15 protein-coding genes and 1 pseudogene are annotated in these 16,385 nt (G+C 67.6%); 12 read left to right on the plus strand and 4 right to left on the minus strand.

What is annotated here, in order from left to right; genetic code table 11:
- Nucleotides 1-93: 93 nt before the first annotated feature.
- The 11 genes from urtB (at nucleotide 94) to ureG (ending at nucleotide 10,079) form a co-directional block, all read left to right on the plus strand.
- Entirely contained in the window at nucleotides 94-1,713 is a 1,620-nt protein-coding gene (gene urtB, locus ACTJLD_RS10420) for an urea ABC transporter permease subunit UrtB (RefSeq protein ID WP_059695927.1), read from the plus strand.
- Nucleotide 1,714: 1 nt separating this feature from the next.
- The gene (gene urtC / locus ACTJLD_RS10425) at nucleotides 1,715-2,902 is read left to right on the plus strand and encodes an urea ABC transporter permease subunit UrtC (RefSeq protein ID WP_021161913.1); all 1,188 of its coding nucleotides are present in this window, start codon (nucleotides 1,715-1,717) and stop codon (nucleotides 2,900-2,902) included.
- On the plus strand, nucleotides 2,899-3,756 hold the full coding sequence (gene urtD, locus ACTJLD_RS10430) for an urea ABC transporter ATP-binding protein UrtD (protein ID WP_440658662.1): 858 nt from the start codon (nucleotides 2,899-2,901) through the stop codon (nucleotides 3,754-3,756). The genes urtC and urtD overlap by 4 nt, the downstream gene beginning before the upstream one ends.
- 4 nt (nucleotides 3,757-3,760) lie before the next feature.
- Nucleotides 3,761-4,453 carry an urea ABC transporter ATP-binding subunit UrtE gene (gene urtE / locus ACTJLD_RS10435; protein ID WP_027788162.1) on the plus strand — a complete coding sequence of 231 codons (693 nt, stop codon included), beginning with the start codon at nucleotides 3,761-3,763 and terminating at the stop codon, nucleotides 4,451-4,453.
- A 173-nt stretch (nucleotides 4,454-4,626) separates the two neighbouring features.
- Complete coding sequence (locus tag ACTJLD_RS10440; RefSeq protein WP_091923152.1) at nucleotides 4,627-5,502, plus strand: urease accessory protein UreD; 876 nt, start codon at nucleotides 4,627-4,629, stop codon at nucleotides 5,500-5,502.
- Nucleotides 5,503-5,738: 236 nt separating this feature from the next.
- Nucleotides 5,739-6,041, plus strand: a complete 303-nt coding sequence (locus ACTJLD_RS10445; protein ID WP_006491064.1) for an urease subunit gamma — start codon at nucleotides 5,739-5,741, stop codon at nucleotides 6,039-6,041.
- Between the two features lie 8 nt (nucleotides 6,042-6,049).
- Nucleotides 6,050-6,355 (plus strand): urease subunit beta, encoded by a 306-nt coding sequence (locus ACTJLD_RS10450; protein ID WP_021161917.1) that lies wholly within the window; start codon nucleotides 6,050-6,052, stop codon nucleotides 6,353-6,355.
- 28 nt (nucleotides 6,356-6,383) lie between these two features.
- Nucleotides 6,384-8,090: an urease subunit alpha gene (gene ureC / locus ACTJLD_RS10455; RefSeq protein ID WP_060372256.1), complete on the plus strand. Its 1,707-nt coding sequence runs from the start codon at nucleotides 6,384-6,386 to the stop codon at nucleotides 8,088-8,090.
- A gap of 24 nt (nucleotides 8,091-8,114) precedes the next feature.
- Complete coding sequence (gene ureE / locus ACTJLD_RS10460) at nucleotides 8,115-8,750, plus strand: urease accessory protein UreE (protein WP_440658665.1); 636 nt, start codon at nucleotides 8,115-8,117, stop codon at nucleotides 8,748-8,750.
- The gene (locus ACTJLD_RS10465) at nucleotides 8,737-9,417 is read left to right on the plus strand and encodes an urease accessory protein UreF (protein WP_042976674.1); all 681 of its coding nucleotides are present in this window, start codon (nucleotides 8,737-8,739) and stop codon (nucleotides 9,415-9,417) included. Before ureE ends, ACTJLD_RS10465 begins: the two co-directional genes overlap by 14 nt.
- Nucleotides 9,418-9,431: 14 nt before the next feature.
- Nucleotides 9,432-10,079 (plus strand): urease accessory protein UreG, encoded by a 648-nt coding sequence (gene ureG, locus ACTJLD_RS10470; RefSeq protein WP_027788168.1) that lies wholly within the window; start codon nucleotides 9,432-9,434, stop codon nucleotides 10,077-10,079.
- Between the two features lie 63 nt (nucleotides 10,080-10,142).
- Here the strand turns inward: ureG and waaA are convergent, their stop codons facing one another.
- The 4 genes and pseudogenes from waaA to ACTJLD_RS10490 form a co-directional block, all read right to left on the minus strand.
- Nucleotides 10,143-11,501, minus strand: a complete 1,359-nt coding sequence (gene waaA, locus ACTJLD_RS10475) for a lipid IV(A) 3-deoxy-D-manno-octulosonic acid transferase (RefSeq protein WP_027788169.1) — start codon at nucleotides 11,499-11,501, stop codon at nucleotides 10,143-10,145.
- Between the two features lie 37 nt (nucleotides 11,502-11,538).
- Nucleotides 11,539-12,423: a Kdo hydroxylase family protein gene (locus tag ACTJLD_RS10480; protein WP_021161704.1), complete on the minus strand. Its 885-nt coding sequence runs from the start codon at nucleotides 12,421-12,423 to the stop codon at nucleotides 11,539-11,541.
- Nucleotides 12,424-12,480: 57 nt separating this feature from the next.
- On the minus strand, nucleotides 12,481-13,476 hold the full coding sequence (gene waaC, locus ACTJLD_RS10485) for a lipopolysaccharide heptosyltransferase I (RefSeq protein WP_021161705.1): 996 nt from the start codon (nucleotides 13,474-13,476) through the stop codon (nucleotides 12,481-12,483).
- Nucleotides 13,477-13,627: 151 nt separating this feature from the next.
- Nucleotides 13,628-14,338: pseudogene (locus ACTJLD_RS10490) on the minus strand (IS3-like element ISBvi4 family transposase); the annotation flags it as partial.
- A 251-nt stretch (nucleotides 14,339-14,589) separates the two neighbouring features.
- Here ACTJLD_RS10490 and ACTJLD_RS10495 point away from each other — a divergent pair.
- Nucleotides 14,590-16,239, plus strand: coding sequence for an FAD-dependent oxidoreductase (locus ACTJLD_RS10495; protein ID WP_081080526.1), 1,650 nt, complete (start codon nucleotides 14,590-14,592; stop codon nucleotides 16,237-16,239).
- Nucleotides 16,240-16,385: the final 146 nt, after the last annotated feature.

The following is a 16,385-nucleotide window of genomic DNA, read 5'->3' on the forward strand; positions in this document are numbered from 1 at the left end:
AGGCGCCGCCGTACCGGGCACGCTTGCCTACGCACCGCACGCGCCCGCGCATCGCCGCCCGCATCCGCTTTCCACGCCCGACAGGATTTCCCGATGCCTACACGCTTTCGCCGAGCCGCCGTCGCGATCGTCGCGTGCGCCGCCCTCGCGGGCGGACTGCCGCGCGCCGCGTTCGCGCTGACGGCTGCCGATACCGCCGCGCTCGCCGGCGACGACTTCGACGCGAAGACGGCTGCGGTCGAACGGCTCGCCGCCGATCCCGATCCGCGCGCCGTCGCGTTGCTCAACGCGCTGTCGAGCGGCGACGCGCTCGCGACCGGCGACGGCCGCCTGCTGATCCAGTCCGGCGACACCGCACACGACGCGCTCTCGCAGGCCGCGACGCCGGCCGGCGACGCGCAGCCTGTGATGCTGAACAACCTGCTGCGCACGAAAATCGCGGGCGCGCTGTCGGGGCTCGCGCTCGCGTCGCCCGACGTTGCCGCGCGCCGCGACGCGATCGATGCGCTGCTGAAGTCGCCCGACCCGGCACTCAAGCCGATGATCGACCGAGCGCGCGCAAAGGAAACGGATCCCACGCTGAAGCGCCGCCTCGATGCATTGTGGGCGATCGCCGCGCTGCACGACGCCGATCCGGCGAAGCGCCTCGAAGCCGTGCAGGTGGTGGCCGCGCGCCGCGATCTCGACATGATCGAGCAGTTGCGCCCGCTCGTCGCGAAGAATGCCGACGGCAGCTACGCGGAGCCCGACGCGCGCGTGCGCGACGCCGCCCAGCAAGGGCTCGACGCATTGCACTCGCTGCAGCGCCGCGGCGAGATCGCGGGCACGCTGTTCGCGGGGCTGTCGCTCGGCAGCGTGCTGCTGCTCGCCGCGCTCGGCCTCGCGATCACGTACGGGCTGATCGGCGTGATCAACATGGCGCACGGCGAATTCCTGATGATCGGTGCGTACGCAACCTATGTCGTGCAGACGCTGATCCAGCGCTACGCACCCGGCGCGTTCGACTGGTATCCGCTCGTCGCCGTGCCGGTGTCGTTCGTGACGGCCGCGCTGGTCGGCATCGTGCTCGAACGGCTCGTGCTGCGGCACCTGTACGGCCGCCCGCTCGAGACCCTGCTCGCCACCTTCGGCGTGAGCCTGATCCTGATCCAGGCGACGCGGATGCTGTTCGGCGCGCAGAACGTGCAGGTCGTGAACCCGTCGTGGATGAGCGGCGGCGTGACGGTGATGCAGAACCTGATCCTGCCGTACAACCGTCTCGTGATCCTCGCGTTCGCGCTCGCCGTGGTGTTCGTCGCGTGGGCCGTGCTGACGAAGACGCGCCTTGGCCTGTTCGTGCGCGCGGTCACGCAGAACCGCCGGATGGCTGCGTGCGTCGGCGTGAAGACCGCACGCGTCGACGCGTACGCATTCGCGTTCGGCGCCGGCATCGCGGGCCTCGGCGGCTGCGCGCTGTCGCAGATCGGCAATGTCGGCCCGGATCTCGGCCAGAACTACATCATCGATTCATTCATGGCCGTCGTGCTCGGCGGCGTCGGGCAGATCGCCGGCACCGTGCTCGGCGGCTTCGGGCTCGGCCTCGTCAGCAAGGCGATCGAGCCGTTCTGGGGCGCCGTGCTCGCGAAGATCGCGGTGCTCGTGATGATCGTGCTGTTCATCCAGAAGCGTCCGCAGGGCATGTTCGCCCCGAAGGGCCGCAGCGCGGAGGCGTGACATGACTTCAATCACCGATTCGTTGTCGAAGCCGCTCGCCGACGCGCCGAAGCCCGCTGCCGCCGCGCGTGCGGAGAACGGTTTCGCGCTCGGCCTGCCGCCCCGCCCCGCGCTGCTGTCGCGCCGCGCGTGGCTCGCGCTGATCGCGCTGTGCATCGCGATCGGCATCGGCGTGCCGCTCGCCGCGCTGGTCGCGCCCGAGTCGAGCGCGTTCCATCTGTCCGCGTATGCGATGACGCTCGCCGGCAAGCTGATGTGCTACGCGATCGCCGCGCTCGCGCTCGATCTCGTGTGGGGCTACTGCGGCATCCTGAGCCTCGGCCACGGCCTCTTCTTCGCGCTCGGCGGTTATGCGATCGGCATGTACCTGATGCGCGAGATCGGCCGCGACGGCAAGTACGGCAGCGACCTGCCCGACTTCATGGTGTTCCTCGACTGGCACCAGTTGCCGTGGTACTGGAGCGGCACGCAGCATCTGGCCTGGGCGCTCGCGCTCGTCGTGCTCGTGCCGGCCGTGCTCGCCTGGGTGTTCGGCTTCTTCACGTTCCGCTCGCGCGTGAAAGGCGTGTACCTGTCGATCATCACGCAGGCGCTGACGTTCGCCGCGATGCTGCTGTTCTTTCGCAACGAGACGGGCTTCGGCGGCAACAACGGCTTCACCGACTTCAAGCGCATCGCGGGCTTCGCGATCACGTCGCCCGGTACGCGCACGGTGCTGTTGCTGCTGACGTTCGCGACGCTCGTGCTCGCGTTCATCGCCGCGCGCGCGATCGTCACCAGCAAGCTCGGGCGCGTGGTCACCGCGGTGCGCGACGGTGAGACGCGGCTGATGTTCCTCGGCTACAGCCCGCTCGCGTACAAGCTGTTCGTGTGGACCGTGTCGGCCGTGCTGTGCGGCATCGCGGGCGCGTTGTACGTGCCGCAGGTCGGCATCATCAATCCCGGCGAGATGTCGCCCGGCAACTCGATCGAGATGGCGATCTGGGTCGCGGTGGGCGGCCGCGGCACGCTGATCGGGCCGATCGTCGGCGCGTTCGCGGTGAACGGCGCGAAAAGCCTGTTTACCGCCTACTTCGCCGAATACTGGCTGTTCTTCCTCGGCCTGATCTTCGTGCTCGTGCCGCTGCTGCTGCCGCGCGGGATCATGGGCCTCGTCGAAACCGTGCTCGCGAAGGGGAAACGCGCATGAACGGAACGGCCCTCTACCAGTTCACGCCGCCGCCCGAGGACGAGCTGCTCGCCGTCAGCGGCACCGCATCGATGGGGCGCGTGGTGCCGCCGGGCATCGACACGTCGCACGGCACGATCCTCTACCTCGAGGATATCGAGGTGAGCTTCGACGGCTTCCGCGCGCTGAAGAAGCTGTCGCTCGCGATCGACGCGGGCGAGCTGCGCTGCGTGATCGGCCCGAACGGTGCGGGCAAGACGACGATGATGGACGTGATCACCGGCAAGACGCGCCCCGATGCGGGCAAGGTGTTTCTCGGCCAGACCATCGACCTCGCGCGAATGAACGAGCCGGAAATCGCGCGCGCGGGCATCGGCCGCAAGTTCCAGAAGCCGACCGTGTTCGAGCAGCATCCGGTGTGGGAAAACCTCGAACTCGCGATGCAGACCGACAAGGGCTGGCTCGCCTCGCTGCGCGCGCGGCTCGACCGCACCGCGCAGGCGAAGATCGAGGAGACGCTCGCGCTGATCGGCCTCGAAAGCGACGCGTATCGCGCGGCGGGCGAGCTGTCGCACGGGCAGAAGCAGCGGCTCGAGATCGGCATGCTGCTGATGCAGCGCCCTGCGCTGTTGCTGCTCGACGAACCGGCGGCCGGGATGACCGACCACGAGACGATGGAGCTCGCCGAGCTGCTGAACACGCTGCGCGGCACCTGCTCGATGATGGTCGTCGAGCACGACATGGAATTCGTCGCGGCGCTCGCCGGCGACAGGGGCCGCGTGACGGTGATGGCCGAAGGCGCGGTCCTCGCGCAAGGCACCCTCGACCAGGTCAAGCGCGACGACGCGGTGATCGAGTCTTATCTCGGACGTTGATGCAATGCTGAAGATCGAAGCACTGAACCAGTACTACGGCGGCAGCCATATCCTGCGCAACGTGAGCCTCGCCGCCGACGACGGCAAGCTCACCGTGCTGCTCGGCCGCAACGGCGTCGGCAAGAGCACGCTGCTGCGCTGCCTGATGGGCGTCGTCGCCGCGAAAAGCGGCAGCGTGTCGTGGCGCGGCACCGCGCTCGGCGCAATGCCGCCCTACGCGCGCGTCGCGGCCGGGCTCGCGTACGTGCCGCAGGGCCGCGACATCTTTCCGCGGCTCACCGTCGAGGAGAACCTGCTCGTCGGCGCGGCGAGCCGGAAAGCACCGTCGAAGGTGCCCGACCGCATCTACGACCTGTTCCCGGTGCTGAAGGACATGCGCACGCGGCGCGGCGGCGACCTGTCGGGCGGCCAGCAGCAGCAGCTCGCGATCGGCCGCGCGCTGATGAGCGAGCCGCAGCTGCTGATCCTCGACGAGCCGACCGAAGGCATCCAGCCGTCGATCATCCAGGATATCGGCCGCACGCTGCGCCAGCTCGTCGACGAAGCGAAGATGACCGTGCTGCTCGTCGAGCAGTATTACGACTTCGCCCAGTCGATCGCCGACCGCTACTGGGTGATGAGCCGCGGCGAGATCGTCGCGGGCGGCGACGCGCGGGACATGGAAGCGAACGGCGTGCGCGAGCTGATCGCCGTGTAGCGACGCACGCGGCGCACGATTGCGCCGCTGCGCGGTGCCGGCGATCGATGCACGTCATGCGATCGCCGGCGTCATCGCCTCTCCGCTTCACCGCGTTCGGCAACCGGGACACCCAGGCGTATAGTGTTGCGGTAGCATCCTCGATCCCTGCGCCCGTCCCCTGCTTCCCGCCGATGTCTGCCCCCGATTCCCACGCCCCGCTGTCCCGCCCTGCCGTCGCCAAGTCGTGGCGCGGCCGCCTCGAACTCGGCTTCGAGCGGCACGGCACACGCACGACGCTCGCCCACCGGCTGCACGACGGCCCGTTGCGCGTGCAGCGGCCGCTGTATCCGGAAGGCGACGCGATCTGCCATGCGGTGATCGTCCACCCGCCGGGCGGCGTCGCGGGCGGCGACCGGCTCGACATCGACATCGCGCTCGGCAGCGGCACGCACGCGGTGCTGACCACGCCCGGTGCGACCAAGTGGTACAAGTCGAACGGCCTCGACGCAACGCAGCGCATCGGCATCACGGTCGGCGACCACGCGAAACTCGACTGGCTGCCGCAGAACAACCTGTTCTTCGACGCGGCGCATGCGTCGCTCGCTTTCACGGTGAAGCTCGGCACAGGGGCAAGCGCGATCGGCTGGGACGCGACGCAGCTCGGCCGGCAGGCGGCCGGCGAAACCTGGTCGGCCGGCCGCATCGTGTCGAGCGCGGCGCTCGTCGATGCCGACGGTCGGCCGCTGTGGACCGAACGCGCGCTGCTCGACGCGCACGATCCGCTGCGCGGTGCGCTGCAGGGCCTCGCCGGCTTTCCGGTATACGGCACGTTGTGGGCCGCCGGTGCCGCATGCGACGCCGCGCTCGCCGAATCGCTCGCCGCGCGGATGCCGTTCGATGCCACGCTGCGCGCGAGCGCGACCTGCGTGACGCCCGGCGTCGTGCTGGTGCGCGCGCTGTCGACGTCGATGGAAGCGCTGCAACGCCACTTCACCGACTGCTGGCTGCATCTGCGGCCGATCGTGCACGGCGTCGACGCACGGCCGCTGCGCCTCTGGCAAACCTGAGTACGGTCGCACCACGCACCGTTTCGATGCAGCGCCGCGGCCCGCGCTGCACGTTGCCCATGCATCGCGCACCAGAAGCGCGCATCGCGCCGCGTTCCATGCACATGGCACGCGCCTTGCTGCTTACATAACCGATACACGACGCACGCAAAACGACGCGGTGCTACGATGACCCGCGCGTTCGCCCCGTCGCCCACGCACCGATAAAAATTACGTTTTACTGAACGTTTGCCTTCATGAAACTGACTCCCCGAGAGAAGGACAAGCTGCTGATCTTCACGGCGGCGCTGCTGGCCGAGCGCCGTCGCGCACGCGGCCTGAAGCTCAACTACCCGGAGGCAGTCGCCTTCATCACCGCCGCGCTGATGGAAGCCGCGCGCGACGGCAGGACGGTCGCCGAGGTGATGCATTACGGTACGACGCTGCTCACGCGCGACGACGTGATGGACGGCGTGCCGGAGATGATTCCCGACATCCAGGTCGAGGCGACCTTCCCCGACGGCACGAAGCTCGTGACCGTCCATCACCCGATTCCGTGAGGCCCCGCATGATCCCCGGCGAAATCCTCACCGACGACGGCGAACACGAACTGAACGCAGGCCGCGCGACGCTCGCGCTCGTCGTCGCGAACACCGGCGACCGCCCGGTGCAGGTCGGCTCGCACTACCACTTCTTCGAAGTCAACGACGCGCTGTCGTTCGATCGCGCGGCCGCGCGCGGCTTCCGCCTGAACATCGCGGCCGGCACCGCCGTGCGCTTCGAGCCGGGCCAGACGCGCACCGTCGAGCTGGTCGCACTCGCGGGCGATCGTGCCGTCTACGGTTTTCAGGGCAAGGTGATGGGGCCGCTGTAAGCCGCGCCCCGCTCTTCAGGAACAGCACATGACATTACGCTTGAGCCGCCGCGCGTACGCGGAAATGTTCGGGCCGACGACGGGCGACCGCGTCCGGCTGGCCGATACCGAACTGCTGATCGAGATCGAACGCGATTACACGACCTACGGCGAGGAAGTGAAATTCGGCGGCGGGAAGGTGATCCGCGACGGCATGGGCCAGTCGCAGCGCGTGGCCGCCGACGTGCCCGACACGATCATCACGAACGCGGTGATCCTCGATCACTGGGGCATCGTGAAGGCCGACATCGCGATCAAGCATGGCCGCATCGCCGCGATCGGCAAGGCCGGCAATCCCGACATCCAGCCGGGCGTGACGATCGCGATCGGCGCCGCGACCGAAGTGATCGCCGGCGAAGGGCTGATCGTGACGGCAGGCGGCATCGACACGCACATCCACTTCATCAGCCCGCAGCAGATCGACGAGGCGCTCGCGTCGGGCGTCACGACGATGCTCGGCGGCGGCACCGGCCCCGCCACCGGCACCAACGCGACGACCTGCACGCCGGGCCCGTGGCACATGGAGCGGATGCTGCAGGCCGCCGACGGCTGGCCGATCAACCTCGGCTTCCTCGGCAAGGGCAACGCGAGCCTGCCGCAGCCGCTCGTCGAGCAGATCGCGGCCGGCGCGATCGGGCTGAAGCTGCACGAGGACTGGGGCACGACGCCCGCCGCGATCGACAACTGCCTGTCGGTCGCCGACGACACCGACACGCAGGTCGCGATCCACACCGACACGCTGAACGAAGGCGGCTTCGTCGAATCGACGGTCGCCGCGTTCAAGGGCCGCACGATCCACACGTACCACACCGAAGGCGCGGGCGGCGGCCATGCGCCCGACATCCTGAAGGTGTGCGGCGAGTCGAACGTGCTGCCGTCGTCGACCAACCCGACGCGCCCGTACACGATCAACACGCTCGACGAGCATCTCGACATGCTGATGGTGTGCCATCACCTCGATCCGTCGATCGCCGAGGATCTCGCGTTCGCCGAATCGCGGATCCGCCGCGAGACGATCGCGGCCGAGGACATCCTGCACGATCTCGGCGCGCTGTCGATGCTGTCGTCCGACTCGCAGGCGATGGGCCGCGTCGGCGAAGTGATCATCCGCACCTGGCAGACCGCGCACAAGATGAAGGTGCAGCGCGGCGCGCTGCCGGAAGACGGCACACGCAACGACAACTTCCGCGCGAAGCGCTACGTCGCGAAGTACACGATCAACCCGGCGCTCACGCACGGCATCGCGCACGAAGTCGGTTCGATCGAACCCGGCAAGTGGGCCGACCTCGTGCTGTGGGAGCCGGCGTTCTTCGGGATCAAGCCGTCGATGATCCTGAAGGGCGGGATGATCGCCATGGCGCAGATGGGCGACCCGAACGCGTCGATCCCGACGCCACAGCCGGTCCACTATCGCGAGATGTTCGCGACGCGCGGCGGTGCGCTCGCGCGCACGTCGCTGACCTTCGTGTCGCAGATGGCGGCCGATGCCGGTATCGCGGAACGCTACGGCCTCGCGAAGCGGATCGTGCCCGTGCGCAACTGCCGCAACGTGACGAAGGCCGACATGATCCACAACGCATGGCGCCCGTCGATCAGCGTCGATCCCGAAACCTACGACGTGATCGCCGACGGCCAGCTGCTCACCTGCGAGCCGGCCACGGTGCTGCCGATGGCGCAGCGTTATTTCCTGTTCTGATTGCTGGTTTCCGGTTCCTGCTTCATGCGCACCCTCGACAAACGTATCGCCCCGAACGTGAAACTCGCCGCGTCGCTCGTCGCGCGCGCGCCGACGCTCACGCTCGCCTATGACGCCCGCTGCAAGAGCCGCCTCGCGGCGACGCTCGACACCGGCGAAGATGTCGCCGTGCTGCTGCCGCGCGGCACGATCCTGCGCGACGGCGACGTGCTCGTCGCCGACGACGGCGCGCTCGTGCGCGTCGCCGCGGCGCCCGAAACCGTGCTGCGCGTGCGCGCGGCCGATCCGCTCACGCTGATGCGTGCCGCGTATCACCTCGGCAACCGTCATACGCCGGTCGAGATCGGCGACGGCTACCTGAAGCTCGAGGCCGACCCGGTGCTCGCGGACATGCTGCGCCGGCTCGGCACGCAGGTCGAGGAAACGCAAGCGCCGTTCCAGCCGGAAGCCGGCGCGTACGGCGGCGGACACAAGCACGGGCACGATGCGACGTTCGCCGAGGATTACGCGCTTGCGCAGCAGGTGTTCGGCGAGCATCACGGCCATTCGCACTCGCACGATCACGATCACGATCACGATCACGATCACGATCACGATCACGATCACGATCATCAGCATGGTCCCGGATGCACGCACGGCCGCGGCCATGACCACCACTGAACTCGTCGCGCTGCTGCATCTCGCGTCGCCGGCGCTGCCGATCGGCGCGTACAGCTATTCGCAGGGCCTCGAAGCCGCGCTCGACGCGAACCTGATCCACGACGCCGATTCCGCGCGCGACTGGATCGCCAGCGGCCTAACCGACGTGCTCGCGCACGGCGAGCTGCCGTTCCTCGCGCACCAGCTCGCACGCTGGCACGCGCACGACACGCACGCGCTCGTCGCCGAAAATGCATGGTTCGTCGCGAGCCGCGAATCGGCGGAACTGCGCCGCGAGACCGAACAGATGGGCTGGTCGCTCGCGCAACTGTGCGCGTCGCTCGAATGGGGCGATGCCGCGCGCCGCGCAACGCTCGCGGCGATGTCGCCGATCGCGCTGCCGACCGCATTCGCCTACGCGGCCGCCGCGCACGACGCGAGCGCCGACGCCGTGCTCGCCGCGTACGCATTCGGCTGGGTCGAGAACCAGACGTCCGCCGCGCTGAAGGCCGTGCCGCTCGGCCAGCTCGCCGGCCAACGCATCATCGTCGCGCTGCGCGGCGCGATCGACGCGGCCGTACGCCGCGCGCTCGCGACGCCGCCCGACGCCGTCAACACGTTCGCGCCGCAGCTCGGCATCCTGTCCGCACGGCACGAAACCCAGTATTCGCGGTTGTTCCGCTCCTGAACACGACACACGCCATGAACGCACCCGCTCCGTCCCCCGCCCGCCGCACGAAGAAACTGCCGCCGCTGCGCGTCGGCATCGGCGGCCCCGTCGGCTCCGGCAAGACCACGCTGCTCGAAATGCTGTGCAAGGCGATGCGCGAGCGCTACGACCTCGTCGCGATCACCAACGACATCTATACGAAGGAAGACCAGCGGCTGCTGACGGTTGCCGGCGCGCTGCCCGAGGAGCGCATCATGGGCGTCGAGACGGGCGGCTGCCCGCACACGGCGATCCGCGAGGATGCGTCGATCAACCTCGAGGCCGTCGACCGGATGCTGTCGCGCTTTCCCGACGCCGACATCGTGTTCATCGAATCGGGCGGCGACAATCTCGCGGCGACCTTCAGCCCCGAGCTGTCGGACCTGACGATCTACGTGATCGACGTCGCGGGCGGCGAGAAGATTCCACGCAAGGGCGGCCCCGGCATCACGAAGTCCGACCTGCTCGTGATCAACAAGACGGACCTCGCGCCGCTGGTCGGCGCGAACCTCGACGTGATGGCGTCCGACACGAAGAAGATGCGCGGCGAGCGGCCCTACGTGATGACGAACCTGAAGGCGCTCGAAGGTGTCGCGGACGTGATCGCGTTCATCGAGAAGAAGGGTTTGCTGACGGTGTGAGCGGCGTGGCGGCGCCCTGCGACGCCGCCACGCGTGCCGGGGCGGCATCGCGCCGCCCGCCGTCTATGCGTCGTCGGCAGCGTCCTGCACGCCCGGCAGCGCATGCGCGCCGGCTTCGGCGGGCGGCAGCAGTGCCGCGAGCACGTCGACCGTGCGCGCGGTCGCGCCGCGGTGACGCGCAGCGAACGCCGCGCCGGCCGCACCCATCGCGATGCGCCGCGCGTTGTCGGCAAACAGCGCGTCGAGCACGTGCGCGAGATCGAGCGGATCCTCGACCTGCAGTGCCGCGCCGGCCGCGACCGCGTCGGCGGTCGCCTGCGTGAAGTTGAATACGTGCTTCCCGATCAGTACCGGTACGCCGACTGCGCACGCTTCGATCAGGTTCTGTCCGCCGAGCGGCAGCAGGCTGCCGCCGATGAACGCGATGTCGGCGGCCGCGTAATACGCGCCGAGCTCGCCCATCGAATCGCCGAGCAGCACCGTCACGTCGTCCGGCAGCGGCTCGGCAGCCGGACGGCCGGCTGCGAGTGCCGCCGCGTCGGCCGCCCATGCGGAGCGCCGCACGCACTTGAGCCCGTTGCGCCCGACGAGCGCCTCGACCTCAGCGAAACGTTGCGGATGACGCGGCACGAGCACCAGCAGCGCGCCGGGCGTACGCATCGCGGCGAACGCCTGCAGCACCAGCGCCTCCTCGTTCTCGCGCGTGCTCGCGGCGACCCACACCGGCCGCGCGCCGATCGCGTCGCGCCACGCATGGCCGCGCGCCGCCAGTTCCGGCGGCGTCGTCATGTCGAACTTCAGGTTGCCGAGCACGGTCACGTTGCGCGCGCCGAGCGACGTCAGCCGCTCCGCATCGGCCGGGCTCTGCGCGAGCACGCGCGAGAAGCCGCCGAACACGTCGCGCGTCGCCGCGCCGAACTTCGCCGCGCGCCGGAACGAACGCGCGGACATCCGCGCATTGGTCAGCACCAGCGGCACGTCCGCGCGGCGGCACTCGTCGATCAGCGTGGGCCACACCTCGGTTTCCATCACGAGGCCGAGCGTCGGCCGCCACGCGCGCAGGAAGCGCCGCACCGCGCCGGGCATGTCGTACGGCAGGTAACAGCGCAGCACGCGATCGCCGAAGATCTGTTCGCCGGTCGCACGGCCGCTCGGCGTCATGTGCGTGAGCAGGATGCGCGCATCGGGACGCGCGCGCATCAGCGCGTCGATCAGCGGCTGCGCGGCGCGCGTCTCGCCGACCGACACCGCATGCACCCAGATCAGCGGCGCGCGGTCGTCGCGCGAGCGGCCCGCCACGTGGCCGAAACGTTCGGCGATGTGCTCGCGATAGCCGCGCTCCTTGCGCGAGCGCACGTAGAGCCGGATGACCGCGGCCGGCGCGACGAGCCACCACAGCGCGCGATAGATCACCCGCAGCATGCAGCGGCCCTCGTGTTGCTTCGGAGAAGAGGCGCGCTCAAACCAGCGCCCTGCCCTTCAGGCGTTCGAGAATGCCGAGCGGCGCGCATTCGCGGCGAACCATCGCGTCGACCGGCAGGAAGAACGTCTGTTCGAGCATGAACTGGCCGGACATCACAGCGTGCGAAGTCTGATCCGAGAAACATATCCACACGCAACCCGGCGGAAACGGCATCGTCTCCTGCGGGCTGGTCTTCTGGTAGTCGAGATCGGCCTTCATGCTGTCGTGCAGGTTCAGCATCAGGTGGTCGTACGCGCTGCGCGGCGACTTCGTCACGTGCAGCAGGTTCAGCAACCACGCGGCGCCCGGCAGCTGTGGCTTGATGCGCGGCAGGAAGCGCTTCGCGACGTCCTCGAACGGCTCGCCGACGCGCCACACGCGCGGCACGCCGGCCGGGTTCACGTTCGTGAACACGCGCAGGATGCGCTCGCCGTAGTTGGGCCGCGACGGGAACGCGTCGACGTGCAGCCGGCTGTCGTCCTTGCGCCAGGATGTCTGGCGCGTCTCGACCTGCATCAGCCGCAGGCTCGTCGGCGCGACGCGCAGCTTGCCGCGGTATTCGGGAAACAGGCCGTCGACGAGCGTGCCGGCCTGCTGCTGGAAACGCGCGACGAGCGCGCGCACCGCCGACTGCGTGACGCTGTCGCCGAGCACGCCGGCGAGCGCGCCGCCGTTCGGCGCGAGGCTGATGTTCTTGCGTTTCGGGTCGGCGAGCGCCGGATCGAGCAGCGCTTCCTCGCCGCCTTCGATCGCGAAGCGCAGGTGCGGGAAATACAGCACCTTGCCTTCCTCGACGGCGGCCAGCAGCTGCTCGCGCGGCGCCGACAGGTTGTGTCCGCTCCAGTCGGCGGACGGGACTTCGATGATCTGGGATTCGCTCATGATCGGTTCGCTTGGGTTCGCGCGGATGTGTGCGGGTTCGTGCGTATGGCGCGGGCGTTACAGGAGACCGAAGCCCGCGAGCGCCGACTTCACCTGCGCGATCGACGGGGGTTGCCCCGCCGTGCCGAGATTGACGACGTTCGGCGACCAGTAGCCGCCGGTCCGCCAGGCCGTCGCGAAATTGTACAGTTCGACCGTCGGACGCTTCAGCGCCGCCGCGATGTGAACCAGACCTGTATCAACCCCGACGGTGGCGGCCGCGCCGTCGATCAGGCCGACCACGGCCGGCAGCGACAGCTTCGGCGGCACGATCGCCGCCGCGCCGAATTCCTTCGCGAGCCGCTCGCTGGTCGCGCGCTCCGCGTCGTTGCCCCACGGCAGCACGAGCGATGCGCCGCGCCGCACGAGCGCCTGGCCGAGCTCGATCCACGCGGCGTCCGGCCACTGCTTGTCGGCACGCGACGTCGCGTGGACGAATACCACGTACGGCACCGGCAGGTTCAGGCCGAGCGCGGCCACCGCGAGCGCCGCCGCGCGCGTATCGAGGCCGAAGTCGACCGGATCGGCCGGCGTCGGCGCCGGGTCGCCCAGCGCGGCCGCGACGAGTTGCCGCGAGCGCTCGACGACGTGCGTGCGCGGCGCGATCGGCACACGCTTGCGGTAGAAGAAACGCACGGGCCACTCGTAGCCGGCGCCGTCGGTGCGGTTGCCGAGCCCGACGAGCGGGCCGCGCGCCCAGCTCGCGACCCAGGCCGTCTTGATGAGACCCTGGCAATCGATCACGAGGTCGTACTGCTCGGCCGCGAGGCGCTGGCGGAACGCGCGGATCTCGCGCCACGTGGCGCCCGAGAACGGCTTCTTGCGCCAGCGCCGCAACGAAAACGGCAGCACGTTGCGCACGCCGTCGACGAGCTTCACGAGATCGACGAAGCTTTCCTCGACGAGCCAGTCGATCTGCGCATCGGGGTGGCGGCGCCGGATATCGGCGATCACCGGCATGTTGTGCACGACGTCGCCCAGCGACGACACGCGCACGATCAGGATCTTTTGCACGCTGAAAAAACGCCGGCTGGCAGCCGGCGACAGGCATAAAGACGCGATTTTATCGCGCCCGGGGGGCCGATCAGGCGAAAAACTGAGGTCGGACTGAATTAGTAGCAGTCAACCGGTTCACGAGCAGTTGATAGCCCAACGCACAGTGTTACGACGCGCGCTCGGTGTGGCGAATCAGATCTGCAGGCGGCCGGCGAGCCGCGACAGCGCGAAACAAGGCCTGCGTGACCAGATGTTTCGTCAGCCGTTCGCTCATCGCGTAACCGGCGATTTCACCGCGGTGCAGGTACCTCTGGCCGGCAGGACACAACCAACCCTTATCGATCGCGATAGAGGTGACGTCACCACACCAGACGTGATTGGGCATCGTCACCGAGACATCCTGGTTCAGCGGATTCGACTCGACAGGCAGGTCGTGCTTCGAATTCGTCGTGGCCTTGATCCGGCGCTTCTGCTTGCAGCGCTATCCTGATTTTCTGCGCAGCCTCCTGACCCGGTGCAAGCCGATTCGCACGCCACGTTCCTCCAGATGTCGCCGCAGGCGCTCCGGCCTGAAACTTTCCCGGATTCGCCGGTGGACCGTGAGCACCTCCGCTTCCTTGGCGAGGTTCCTACATGGTGGCCGCTCACCGGTACGCCCAGCACTCGGCACATTGGCGGCACGGGGTAGTCTCGTCGCATTTGTTCAATCCGCACCTCACCTCGACGCCTTCGCGAAGTACGTCGCGAACCTTTTGAGGAGAGCGCGCTCCGTTCTGACCTCGACCAGCCAACGCCTGGCCTGTGCCAGCTCGGCCTCCATTTCTGTCAGTGGCTTCCGGTGTCGGTCGACGACATCTTTCAGCTTGCCGGCCTTCGTCGCCCCCGCCCCCGGTTTGCCAGCATCTTGATCTGACCCTCACCATCTCCTGCCCCGTTTCGCCGCTCCTCGCGCGGCAAGGATCCGCAGGGTTCCAGTCGATAGTTTTGTGTCATCTGCAAGTGATAAACTCCGCGAACCTTTCGTAATACATCGTAACGTTTTTAATACGTCGTAATATTAAAGGCGCTCGCCGAGCCTGGCTCCTCGTCGCTCGATTCATCTAACCCTGTTTCTCTAACACTCGCGGTCACATGTTCGTAGTATTCGATAATGTTGCAAGCAGATTGCTGCTGGTCGGTTCGGTGCTCATTCTCGCGGCGTGCGGCCACGGTACCGACGAGGAACCACAAGGGACGCCCGCTCCGCCCGTCGCCATGCCGGTGCCCGCGCCAGGATCCACCCCTGCGGATGTCCTCGTCTACGGTGCGACGCCGGGCGGTATATCCGCGGCACTGGAAGCCGCGAAACTGAAAAAGCGGGTCGTCATTCTGGAACCGACGAAACACGTCGGTGGGATGACGACGAGCGGGATCGGCGTGACAGACGCCTATCCCCAGGATCGTCTATGGGCAATGGGCGGTTTCGCGCATCGTTTCGTCGACGCGGTAAACACGCGCTACGGGAAGACCTGGACGATGGGCGGCATATTTCACGAGCCGCATGTCGCCGAGAGCATTCTGCTGCAGATGCTTGCCGACGCCCCGTCCGTTTCCGTCGAATACGGTGCCGAACTGGCGAGCGTTCAAACCAATAATCACGAGATCAAGGTCGTCCAGACAAGCAACGGACATAGTTACGCGGCGAAGATGTTCATCGATGCGAGCTACGAAGGCGATTTGCTCGAGAAGGCCGGCGTCGACCATACGCTCGGGCGCGAAGCGAAATCACAATATGGCGAACCCCTCGCCGGCGTCGGCCCCATTTCCATCAAGGACGGCGCGCGCGTGGATCCCTACGTTGTGCCAGGTCAACCGAACAGCGGATTGCTTCCGCATGTGGCGCCCAACAATCTCGGCGCACCGGGCACGGCAGACTCGGCCGTGCAGGCATATGGCTATCGGCTTTGCCTCACTGCGGATAAGGGAAACCAGATTCCCGTCGTCAAACCGGCCAACTACGATCCCAAGGAATTCGAACTGCTGGGGCGCGTCGCCCTGGCTCACCCGGAAATCGTCAAGACGTTCAACTACATCGCGAACGTTCCGATTCCCAACAACAAGTTCGACGTCAATAGCCTCGGCCTGCTCTCTACGGACGAGATCGAGGGAAGCGCGGAGTATGCCAATGCGAATGCGAACGGTCGTCGCCAAATCGAGGCGGAGCACAAGCGTTATACGCTGGCGCTCCTGACGTTTCTCGCGACGGATCCCCGCATTCCGCCAAACGTACGCGATGACGTTCGCTCGTGGGGATTCTGCAAGGACGAGTTCCAGGATAACGGCGGGTTCCCATGGCGCCTTTATGTACGGGAAAGTCGCCGGATGGTCGGTAGCTATGTGATGACACAGCACGATCTGTACACGGAAACCAGGATCCCGGATCCCATCGGTCTTGGTGCATTCCCAATCGATCAGCATACGGTCAATCGCATTGCGGTAGACGGACAGGTCGGTACCGAAGGCGCCATTTGGCAGCCGCTGCCGCGTCCGTACCCGATCTCGTATCGATCGATCGTCCCCAAGTACAGCGAGATCCGGAATTTGCTCGTGCCGGTTGCACTGTCCGCGTCGCACGTCGCGTATTCATCGATACGCGTCGAGCCGACATTCATGATTACCGGTCAGGCGGCTGGAGCCGCCGCAGCGCTCGCCATAGATTCGCGAAGCAGTGTTCAAAACATCGACTATGCAAAGCTGTCCGCGATACTGGTGAACGAAGGTGCGGTGTTGGCGAACAGATAACGCCAACGGGACAGCATGGCTGCTTGTACTTTCTGAGGTTCCCGATGGAATTCTTGGTCGCCTTCACCGACTCAACCGAGAAAGTAGTCGACCTTGAACAATCCTTGAAGGCATATACAGCCAGGCTGCAAGGTCGAAACGATACA

Source organism: Burkholderia sp. 22088, assembly GCF_052045915.1.
Lineage (GTDB): Bacteria > Pseudomonadota > Gammaproteobacteria > Burkholderiales > Burkholderiaceae > Burkholderia > Burkholderia cepacia.

Coding starts and splice junctions, on each gene's coding strand:
- urtB (WP_059695927.1), top strand. CDS start 94: ATGCCTACACGCTTTCGCCGAGCCGCCGTCGCGATCGTCGCGTGCGCC.
- urtC (WP_021161913.1), top strand. CDS start 1,715: ATGACTTCAATCACCGATTCGTTGTCGAAGCCGCTCGCCGACGCGCCG.
- urtD (WP_440658662.1), top strand. CDS start 2,899: ATGAACGGAACGGCCCTCTACCAGTTCACGCCGCCGCCCGAGGACGAG.
- urtE (WP_027788162.1), top strand. CDS start 3,761: ATGCTGAAGATCGAAGCACTGAACCAGTACTACGGCGGCAGCCATATC.
- ACTJLD_RS10440 (WP_091923152.1), top strand. CDS start 4,627: ATGTCTGCCCCCGATTCCCACGCCCCGCTGTCCCGCCCTGCCGTCGCC.
- ACTJLD_RS10445 (WP_006491064.1), top strand. CDS start 5,739: ATGAAACTGACTCCCCGAGAGAAGGACAAGCTGCTGATCTTCACGGCG.
- ACTJLD_RS10450 (WP_021161917.1), top strand. CDS start 6,050: ATGATCCCCGGCGAAATCCTCACCGACGACGGCGAACACGAACTGAAC.
- ureC (WP_060372256.1), top strand. CDS start 6,384: ATGACATTACGCTTGAGCCGCCGCGCGTACGCGGAAATGTTCGGGCCG.
- ureE (WP_440658665.1), top strand. CDS start 8,115: ATGCGCACCCTCGACAAACGTATCGCCCCGAACGTGAAACTCGCCGCG.
- ACTJLD_RS10465 (WP_042976674.1), top strand. CDS start 8,737: ATGACCACCACTGAACTCGTCGCGCTGCTGCATCTCGCGTCGCCGGCG.
- ureG (WP_027788168.1), top strand. CDS start 9,432: ATGAACGCACCCGCTCCGTCCCCCGCCCGCCGCACGAAGAAACTGCCG.
- waaA (WP_027788169.1), bottom strand. CDS start 11,501: ATGCTGCGGGTGATCTATCGCGCGCTGTGGTGGCTCGTCGCGCCGGCC.
- ACTJLD_RS10480 (WP_021161704.1), bottom strand. CDS start 12,423: ATGAGCGAATCCCAGATCATCGAAGTCCCGTCCGCCGACTGGAGCGGA.
- ACTJLD_RS10495 (WP_081080526.1), top strand. CDS start 14,590: ATGTTCGTAGTATTCGATAATGTTGCAAGCAGATTGCTGCTGGTCGGT.